The organism is Microcoleus sp. T2B6, from assembly GCF_036700475.1.
GTDB lineage: Bacteria > Cyanobacteriota > Cyanobacteriia > Cyanobacteriales > Microcoleaceae > Microcoleus.
Genome location: NZ_JAUBOZ010000002.1, coordinates 110,753 through 118,806, shown reverse-complemented (window position 1 = coordinate 118,806; position 8,054 = coordinate 110,753). Strand labels below are relative to the sequence as shown.

Genomic DNA, 8,054 nt, shown 5'->3' with positions numbered 1-8,054 from the left:
AACAGGCATCTTGCGATGTTGCATTATTGTTAATAAGTCTTTTATGAACAGGCTTTTCGGCCTGTTCCACAAAGAGTGAATGTTATTGTGGAACAGGCCGAAAAGCCTGTTCTTGAGAATGGTGCAAGATGTGAGATAAGATCGATCGAGGGGCGATTCTCTGCGGGAGAGTCTTGAATCATTTCTTTTGAGTCCCCTCTGTTCGGAGGCAAGGTTGTGTAGTAACGGTTTTAACCGCCGACTCCGATCGGGAGTTTTCAACGCAGAATTTGATATATGCTAATTTTCGCACACCATCCACACTAAAAATCCCAATATTTTATCTACCGGAGGTAGCGGATAGTCGGTAAGATCGATCGTCACTATTTGCCCTTCCAGCTTGAGAAACCGCCAAGCTGTGCCGCTGGAAACGCTGCCGTAGATGACGGAAATCGATCGCCCTTTGGCTTCATTAAATCTCTGGGCCGCCACCATTTCAGCAATACATTGACCCAAACCTACTTTCAAATCTCCTTTTTTAGCTTCCACCATCACAATTACCGGGGCCTCAACGTCTAATTGTTCCGGGGAACGGCTGATGATAAAATCGCAAACTCCTGTAAGTCCAACAGCCACATCAACATTAAATTCCTCACCCGAAAACACGCTGATTTGTTGGTTCAGAATCCTGCGAACTTCCAGCAATACAGGGTTAATAATAGCTTCAGAACGGGCTTTTTCGGTGCTAGTGGCGATCGCCCAAGGCAAATTTGTCTCCAGCATGGTCTGCAAGGCTGTTGCGGGTGCGATCGGCTCGATTTCCGGCAGAAATCTGATTCCTTCGACTGCTGTGAGATTGAAGGCTTCTTTAACTTTGCCGATCGTTGTAAATTGACTGTAAGGCATAAGAGTTTATGTTTTTATTTCTGCTTTTTACTTAGATAAGACGGCGGTTGAAACCGCGTCTACACAAACGATGTCCGCCTCCGCGGACTAAAGATAAAAACGTAATTTTTACCGCCATTTTTACCGCCCCCTCGGAAACCCGCGTCGGCGGGTTGTGCCTGTAGAGACGCGGTTTCAACCGCCGGATTTTCTATTAAACTCGCTGCAACTTCGCCGTTCTCGGATCAATAATTTTGCGGCCCAAACCTGTAAACTTAATTGCCAGATTAGTTTTATCGCCCACTCCCAAAACATGGGTAATTTCTCCTACTCCAAAAGCATGATGAAAAACTCGTTCCCCCGTTTTCCACTCTGCTGATGGAGAACTGCCGGAATTAGCTGCTGAATTATTAGTTTTTCCCTTAGATGCAGCCGTTTTCCCTGCTTTAGTTTTCTTCGCACTTCCAGCCAGCAAATGTGTGGGCAATTCCCCTAAGAATAGCGAAGGAGTGCAGTGTTCCCGGAAGCCTCCCCAAAGGCGGCGTTCGCGAGTGTGGGTGAGAAATAGCAATTCCTGGGCGCGAGTGATGCCGACGTAGCACAAACGGCGTTCTTCTTCGATCGCTTTTGGGTCGTCCAAACTGCGGAAATTAGGAAATAAACCCTGTTCCATTCCGACTAGAAATACTACGGGAAATTCTAACCCTTTGGCCGAGTGTAGCGTCATCAGCGACACGCGGGAATCTTCTTCCTGCAAGTCATCTAAATCGGATGCTAAAGATGCTTTGGCTAAAAATGATGTCAGCGTCGGTTCTTCGTTTTGTTCTTCAAATTGCAGCACTGCATTGTACAATTCTCTGACGTTTTCTATGCGATTTTCTGCTTCCTCGGTTCCTTGATTTTTCAAATCTTCAATGTAGCCTGAATCTTGGATAATTCCTTGGACAATTTGCGAAGCTGGCAGGGTTTCAACTTGCGATTGCCAGCGACCAATCATTTCGGCAAACTTAATAATAGCTTTTGCCGATCGCCCTGCGAGAGTATTGACAGAAGATTCATCGCTGAGGATTTCCCACAACGGAATGCCTAACTGAGTTGCAGCGTCTTCGATTTTGGAAAATGTGGTATCCCCAATGCCGCGACGGGGAGTATTGATGATTCGTTTGAGGCTGACGCTATCGTCGGGATTGGCAAGCGCCCGCAGGTATGCTAGGATATCTTTGATTTCTTTGCGATCGTAAAACTTGAGGCCGCCGACAATATTGTAAGGAATGTCTAAACGCATTAACGCTTCTTCAAAGGATCGAGATTGAGCGTTTGTGCGGTAGAGAATCGCAAAGTTACTGCCGTTTTCGTATTCGGAGTTTTGGCGCTTCAAGGAATGAATTTGACCTGCTACAAATTCCGCTTCATCTAATTCGTTGTCGGCGCGCCAGACAACAATCGGAGCTCCCGGTTCGCGAGTCGGGCGCAGAATTTTCTCGATCCGTTCTGTATTGTGTTCGATCAAGTGGTTCGCCACTTGCAGGATGTTTTCGCGCGATCGATAATTTTCCTCTAATTTTACCATTGTCCGAGTTTTCTCGTCGGACAAACCATCTCCAAAATCCTCTTGAAATTCCAGCAATATGGTATAATCTGCCATCCGAAAGCTGTAAATTGATTGATCGACATCCCCCACGACAAAAATCGAGCGGTTTTGCCATTTATCGAATTTTTTAGGATCGGCGTTATTTGTCACCAACATCCGAATCAAATCGTATTGAGTGCGGTTAGTATCTTGGTATTCGTCAACTAAAATATGGCAAAACTTTTTATGCCAGTAACTTAATACTTGCTCGTTTTGGCTCAAAAGCTTAACGGGAACGAGGATTAAATCGTCAAAATCTAGGGCATTGTTGGCTGCTAAAGCGTCTTGGTAGCGACTGTAAACATCGCCAATCACACGACCTCGATAATCGGGTTCTGCTGCTTGGTATTCTTGAGGCGACAACCCTTTATTTTTAGCATTGCTGATGGCATAGCGGACTTTTCGCGGATCAAATTTCTTATCGTCCAGATTGAGAGTTTTTGTAACAATTTGTTTGACGATACCTTGAGCATCTGAATCGTCAAAAATCGAAAAATTTTTCTTCCACTGCCGGCCTTTTTCGTCTTGATATTTCTCAATATCGTAGCGGAGAATGCGACCGCACAAAGAGTGAAAAGTCCCCATCCAAATGTGTTTGGTAATTCTCTGGTAAATTTGCGATCGCAATTTCGTCTGCACATCCGGGGCTAAGTCTACCAAAGGTTTGCCATATTCGGCTTCAGCTTGCTGAGTTGCCAGCAATTTCTCAATTCTTTCTTTCATCTCCCTGGCTGCTTTATTGGTAAATGTCACCGCCAGAATATTTTCAGGATCAACTCGATGGGTGCGAACTAAGTTAGCAACTCGGTAAGTTAGAGCTCTGGTTTTGCCGGAACCAGCGCCCGCTACTACTAACAGCGGCCCGTTATAATGGGCGACTGCTTGGCGCTGAGATGGGTTGAGGTGGCTGAGGAAATCAGTGGTTTGAGTCATAGCTAGAAAGTTAGTTTAATTTTTTAAGCGGTAAATAATACTTGGTATGGAATACCGCGATTTTTTTTAAGGTAAGGTGCGCTCGCCCTACAATATAATATCAGATCAGACGGCGGTTTAAACCGCGTCTACACAAACGATGTCCGCCTCCGCGGACTTAAGAGAATAGCGTAAAACATAATTTTCACCGCCTATTCTTTAACCCGCGGAGGCGGGTTTTGTCTGTATAGCCCCGGTTTCAACCGCCCGGTATTCTAACGTTTAAATATTCGTATCAGCCACATTGCTGCTAATATTCTCAAGCCAATCCAGATGGCAATAATTACAGCAGATGCAGTGCGCTCGCCCTACTACAATATAATATCAGATCAGACGGCGGTTTAAACCGCGTCTACACAAACGATGTCCGCCTCCGCGGACTTAAGAGAATAGCGTAAAACATAATTTTCACCGCATATTCTTTAACCCGCGGCGGCGGGTTTTGTCTGTATAGCCGCGGTTTCAACCGCCCGGTATTCTAACGTTTAAATATTCGTATCAGCCACATTGCTGCTAATATTCCCAAGCCAATCCAGATGGCAATAATCACAGCAGCGGCAGCCCGATTTATAGGTTTTCCTCGCTCTATTTCTGCGGCTGCTTTTTCCCTACACTCGGCTAAAACCTGTGGCGGAATCATCTTCAGTACCAGCCAAATTCCCAAAGGTACAATTATCAAATCGTCCAAGTAGCCGAGAATTGGTATGAAATCGGGAATTAAGTCGATCGGGCTAAAAGCGTAGGTCACCGTAAGCCCTGCTAAAATTCTGGCGTACCAAGGTACTCTCTGGTCTGTACTGGCTAAATAAACCGCGTAAGTCTCTTTTTTGAGTCGGCGGGCAGCTTGTTTTAAGGATTGCATATAATGACTAATGACTAATGACTAATGACGAATGACTAATGACTAATAACTAATAACTAATACTTTTTTTAGTTGCTAAAAATGTAACAACCCGGATATTTAGCACTTTCAGTGGGAAGGTAAAGTATAGCATCTGTTGTATGTGAGGAGAATCAAGTTTATGAGTTCAAATTTGCAACGTGGCGATCGCATTAATTTCCGTAGTCTGCTAACAGCGTTGTGTTTAACCTTAACTCTCGTCAGTTTCGTGGGATTAGATCCGGCGGCGGCCGGGGAACAGCGGATCAGAACGTTGACTGTTACGGGGCGGGGTGTGGAAGCGATTCCGACAACTCAAACGCAAGTGCGCCTGGGAGTTGAGGTGCAGGGGAAAACGGCGGCCGAGGTGCAGCAGGAAGCGGCGAGACGATCGTCCGCTGTGGTAGAGTTGCTGCGATCGCGCCAAGTCGAAAAACTCGAAACTGCCGGCATCACCCTCAGCCCGACTTACAGCTACGAAAACAACCAGCAGCGCTTGACTGGCTATACGGCGACAAATACCGTCAGTTTTCGGATTAATACTGCATCTGCCGGCACTTTGCTCGACGATGCGGTGAATGCCGGAGCCACACGCATCGACGGTGTGAGTTTTGCCGCCGCCGAAAGTGCGATCGAATCTGCTCGAAAACAAGCACTCAAAAAAGCCACTCAAGATGCTCAAGCGCAAGCGGATGCAGTCTTTAGCGCCCTCAACCTGAAGCGGGGAGAGATTCTGGGCATTCAAGTCAACGGTGCGATCGCGCCGCCTCCTATGTATCGGCAGTTTGCTACTTCTCGCCCTGCTGGTGCTGATATTATTACAACGCCAGTGGTGGGAGGGGAACAGCAGGTAGAAGCTTCTGTGACTTTGCAATTTGGATATTAAATAGTTAGGGGTTGAACTGGCCACCTCAGCTTGACCCTAACTATTTCTCGATTTATCAAGCAGCTTTTTCTACAAAAAACTTTAGCCGTTTTAACCACTTCTGCCAGTAGTCTAGAAACGAAATCTCTCCTTCTTCAGGGGGAGAGTTCCTCAATAAATAGACTCTCTGTTAAACCGTAGGCGATCGCATTCCTCATACACAGAAAAGAGTGGACTCTTTTCTCAGATCCACTCTTTGTTAAACTCTCTTAGCCCTAGCTTTAACAAGCTAGAGTTAAGTCCTTACTTTACCTAGTCCTTAATGATTCTCTTGTCATGAATGACCACTTGATCCTTGAGTTTAGGAGTGCCGGAGATGTGAATATCCGTATCCATATTTTCCTCGGTGGATTCGGCTAGATATTGGGCAGATGACTTAACATCGTGCGCTGCACGTTTAGCAGATTCGGCTGCATTTTGGGCAGATGAGTTAAAACCATGCCCTGCACCTTGAGGAGATGGGGTTGCATTTTGGGCAGAGGACCTAAAATCAGGCACTGGAGGTTTAGCAGATTCGGCTGCATTTTGGGCAGATGATTTAAAATCATGCGCTGCATCTTTAGCAGATTCGGTTGCATTTTGGGCAGATGACTTAACATCCTGCTTAACATCCTGCGCTGCATCTTTAGCAGATTCGGCTGCATTTTGGGCAGATGACTTAACATCCTGCGCTGCACCTTTAGCAGATTCGGCGGCGCTTTGAGCAGATGACTTCATTGATTCAGCAGCACTCTTGCCAGATGACTGAAGCGATTCGGCTGCGCTTTTTATAGAGGGCTCAACTGCTTTCGCTGTATCTTTTACAGTCGATCTAAGCTCCTTAGTTGCGCCCTCAATTTCCTGAGCTACAGCTTTGGCAGAAGGTTTAATTTCATCGGCAGTGCTCTTAATAGAGTCCGCTGCACTTTGTACAGAAGGCTTGATACCTTCGACTGTCTGCTTGACTGAATCTTTTACTTCTCTAATCGTAGGTTTGACTTCCTCGGATGCACTCTTGACTGCATCTACTACAGAAGGCTTGGCTTCCCTAACTGTCTCATTGACAGATTCGGCTATACCTTTAATCGAAGGCTTGGTTTCCTCAACAGTCTGCTTGACTGCTTCTGCTGTAGCTTTGATAGATGGTCTAACTTCCTCAGCAGTTTCCTTTACTACTGTCCCTAGCTCTTCTACAGTGTGTGTAATACCGTCTGCTACGCTGTGTGCTGCATCCCCTAAATTATCTACAGCACGGTTAACAGTATCAGCAGTACCTTTACCAATCATAGCGCCAGCAACTGAGCCTGCTACAGCACCAATAATGCCTCCAGAGCGAGCACCTAGTATACCACCGACTGCTGCTCCAGCTATCCTCGCACCAAGGCCTGAGCCTGATGATTGATCTTCCTGTGATTCTGCATTTTCGTTAGTCTGAGCCTGAAGCTGCTGGTTTTGGCTATTGTCAACATTCTTTTCCTGGGGGTCACGATTGGCTTCAGGCTGGTTAAAAGGCTGCTTATTATCAGTCATAGATATCCTTGGGTATTACTGCTACATTTACTAGGCTAACTATATAGTTCTCACAAAATCTACTGCCTAAGAACTAGATTTTGACTGTTACTTAAGAAGTAGATTCTTAAAGGTACTGACCACTACGGCGCTAGCGGCTCGCTGTTCCTTCTACTTGGACAAAGCTGGAGGCGCGCGATCGCACATCTGGCACAGTCTTAGCTTAGCAATCTTAAAATAACTCCTTTATCCCGACTTGTTAACCGATTAAAATTAATAAACATTCTAAAAAAAATGTGGATTTCCAGCTTCTAACTTACCGCTTTTAAGCGATATAATTTATATTTATAAAGCCAAATAAACTATTGAATTATTGAATTAATTGATTTGTTTTGTAGACGTTGCTGATTTACGGTCTGAAAGGCTAAATATGCAAGTCACAAAAACCAGTACCCACAAAGATTCGGGATTTTCAACTGATTTTTTTCATACCCTGATTAAGCAACGCCAGATTTTGGAGTGATTTAACTCACGAGGAGAGCTCTTTGAACAGCAACTTGACCGCTTTAGCCGCCAGAGGCGCGATCGCACTTACGTGTAATTGGGCATAAGCTCGATCGATCCCTAACTTTTAGCGTGACATACGGCAAAGTGCCGTATATAATGGATAAATGAGATAAACCGTATTTTGTATGACTAAAACTACTAAATCGGAACCGTCAGCCCGATTGGAGGCTCGTATCAGTCCAGAGATTAAAGCCCTTTGGCAAAAAGCCGCTGACTTAGAAGGACGTACCTTAACAGATTTCGTCATCGCCAGCGTTCAAGCAGTCGCTTCCAAAGTTATTGAACAGCACCAAAGACTGAAACTTGACCTTGACGACAGCGAGGCTTTCGTAAATGCCCTCCTGAATCCAACCCAGCCGAATCAAGCTCTCAAAGCAGCAGCCTTGCGCTACAAACAAGTGATGGGCGATGGTACTCACAATTGAACCCTTAGATAGCAGCAGACATCACAGAGAGCTTTTTTGTTGTGGACAAGATAGTTTGGACAACTACATCCGTAAACAAGCTTCTCAGGATCTCAAAAAGAAAGTCGCAATCGTATTCGTTTTAGTGGAGTCTTCCAACACTGATGTAATTGCCTATTATACGCTTTCTGCATATACCATTGAACTCGCAGATTTGAATGAATCTTTTGCAAAAAAGCTGCCCCGCTATCCCCTTCTACCTGCTACATTGCTCGGTCGTTTGGCAGTCGATCGCACTTGACCTTGGTCAACATCTCGGTGAGT

At 45.5% G+C, this 8,054-nt stretch carries 7 protein-coding genes; 3 read left to right on the top strand and 4 right to left on the bottom strand.

Annotated elements, in window-relative coordinates; all coding sequences use genetic code 11:
• Positions 1–279: 279 nt before the first annotated feature.
• From QUA00_RS01565 to QUA00_RS01555, 3 genes are all read right to left on the bottom strand, one after another.
• Positions 280–885: a hypothetical protein gene (locus QUA00_RS01565; RefSeq protein ID WP_333408476.1), complete on the bottom strand. Its 606-nt coding sequence runs from the start codon at positions 883–885 to the stop codon at positions 280–282.
• Positions 886–1,078: 193 nt separating this feature from the next.
• A complete protein-coding gene (gene pcrA / locus QUA00_RS01560) occupies positions 1,079–3,427 on the bottom strand; it encodes a DNA helicase PcrA (RefSeq protein WP_333408475.1) in 2,349 nt (782 codons plus the stop codon).
• Positions 3,428–3,944: 517 nt separating this feature from the next.
• Positions 3,945–4,328 (bottom strand): YkvA family protein, encoded by a 384-nt coding sequence (locus QUA00_RS01555; RefSeq protein ID WP_333408474.1) that lies wholly within the window; start codon positions 4,326–4,328, stop codon positions 3,945–3,947.
• A gap of 160 nt (positions 4,329–4,488) precedes the next feature.
• Here QUA00_RS01555 and QUA00_RS01550 point away from each other — a divergent pair, with 160 nt between their 5' ends.
• A complete protein-coding gene (locus QUA00_RS01550; RefSeq protein ID WP_333408473.1) occupies positions 4,489–5,232 on the top strand; it encodes an SIMPL domain-containing protein in 744 nt (247 codons plus the stop codon).
• A gap of 291 nt (positions 5,233–5,523) precedes the next feature.
• On the opposite strand, the gene QUA00_RS01545 is transcribed toward QUA00_RS01550, so the two are convergent.
• Positions 5,524–6,780 carry a hypothetical protein gene (locus QUA00_RS01545; RefSeq protein WP_333408472.1) on the bottom strand — a complete coding sequence of 419 codons (1,257 nt, stop codon included), beginning with the start codon at positions 6,778–6,780 and terminating at the stop codon, positions 5,524–5,526.
• Between the two features lie 671 nt (positions 6,781–7,451).
• On the opposite strand from QUA00_RS01545, the gene QUA00_RS01540 reads away from it, so the two are divergent.
• Complete coding sequence (locus QUA00_RS01540) at positions 7,452–7,751, top strand: DUF1778 domain-containing protein (RefSeq protein WP_333051545.1); 300 nt, start codon at positions 7,452–7,454, stop codon at positions 7,749–7,751.
• A complete protein-coding gene (locus QUA00_RS01535; protein WP_333105535.1) occupies positions 7,735–8,031 on the top strand; it encodes a hypothetical protein in 297 nt (98 codons plus the stop codon). Before QUA00_RS01540 ends, QUA00_RS01535 begins: the two co-directional genes overlap by 17 nt.
• Positions 8,032–8,054 lie beyond the last annotated feature (23 nt).

What these genes read in the sequence shown, in the direction of transcription:
- QUA00_RS01565 (WP_333408476.1), bottom strand. Translation starts at nt 885, where the DNA reads ATGCCTTACAGTCAATTTACAACGATCGGCAAAGTTAAAGAAGCCTTC.
- pcrA (WP_333408475.1), bottom strand. Translation starts at nt 3,427, where the DNA reads ATGACTCAAACCACTGATTTCCTCAGCCACCTCAACCCATCTCAGCGC.
- QUA00_RS01555 (WP_333408474.1), bottom strand. Translation starts at nt 4,328, where the DNA reads ATGCAATCCTTAAAACAAGCTGCCCGCCGACTCAAAAAAGAGACTTAC.
- QUA00_RS01550 (WP_333408473.1), top strand. Translation starts at nt 4,489, where the DNA reads ATGAGTTCAAATTTGCAACGTGGCGATCGCATTAATTTCCGTAGTCTG.
- QUA00_RS01545 (WP_333408472.1), bottom strand. Translation starts at nt 6,780, where the DNA reads ATGACTGATAATAAGCAGCCTTTTAACCAGCCTGAAGCCAATCGTGAC.
- QUA00_RS01540 (WP_333051545.1), top strand. Translation starts at nt 7,452, where the DNA reads ATGACTAAAACTACTAAATCGGAACCGTCAGCCCGATTGGAGGCTCGT.
- QUA00_RS01535 (WP_333105535.1), top strand. Translation starts at nt 7,735, where the DNA reads ATGGTACTCACAATTGAACCCTTAGATAGCAGCAGACATCACAGAGAG.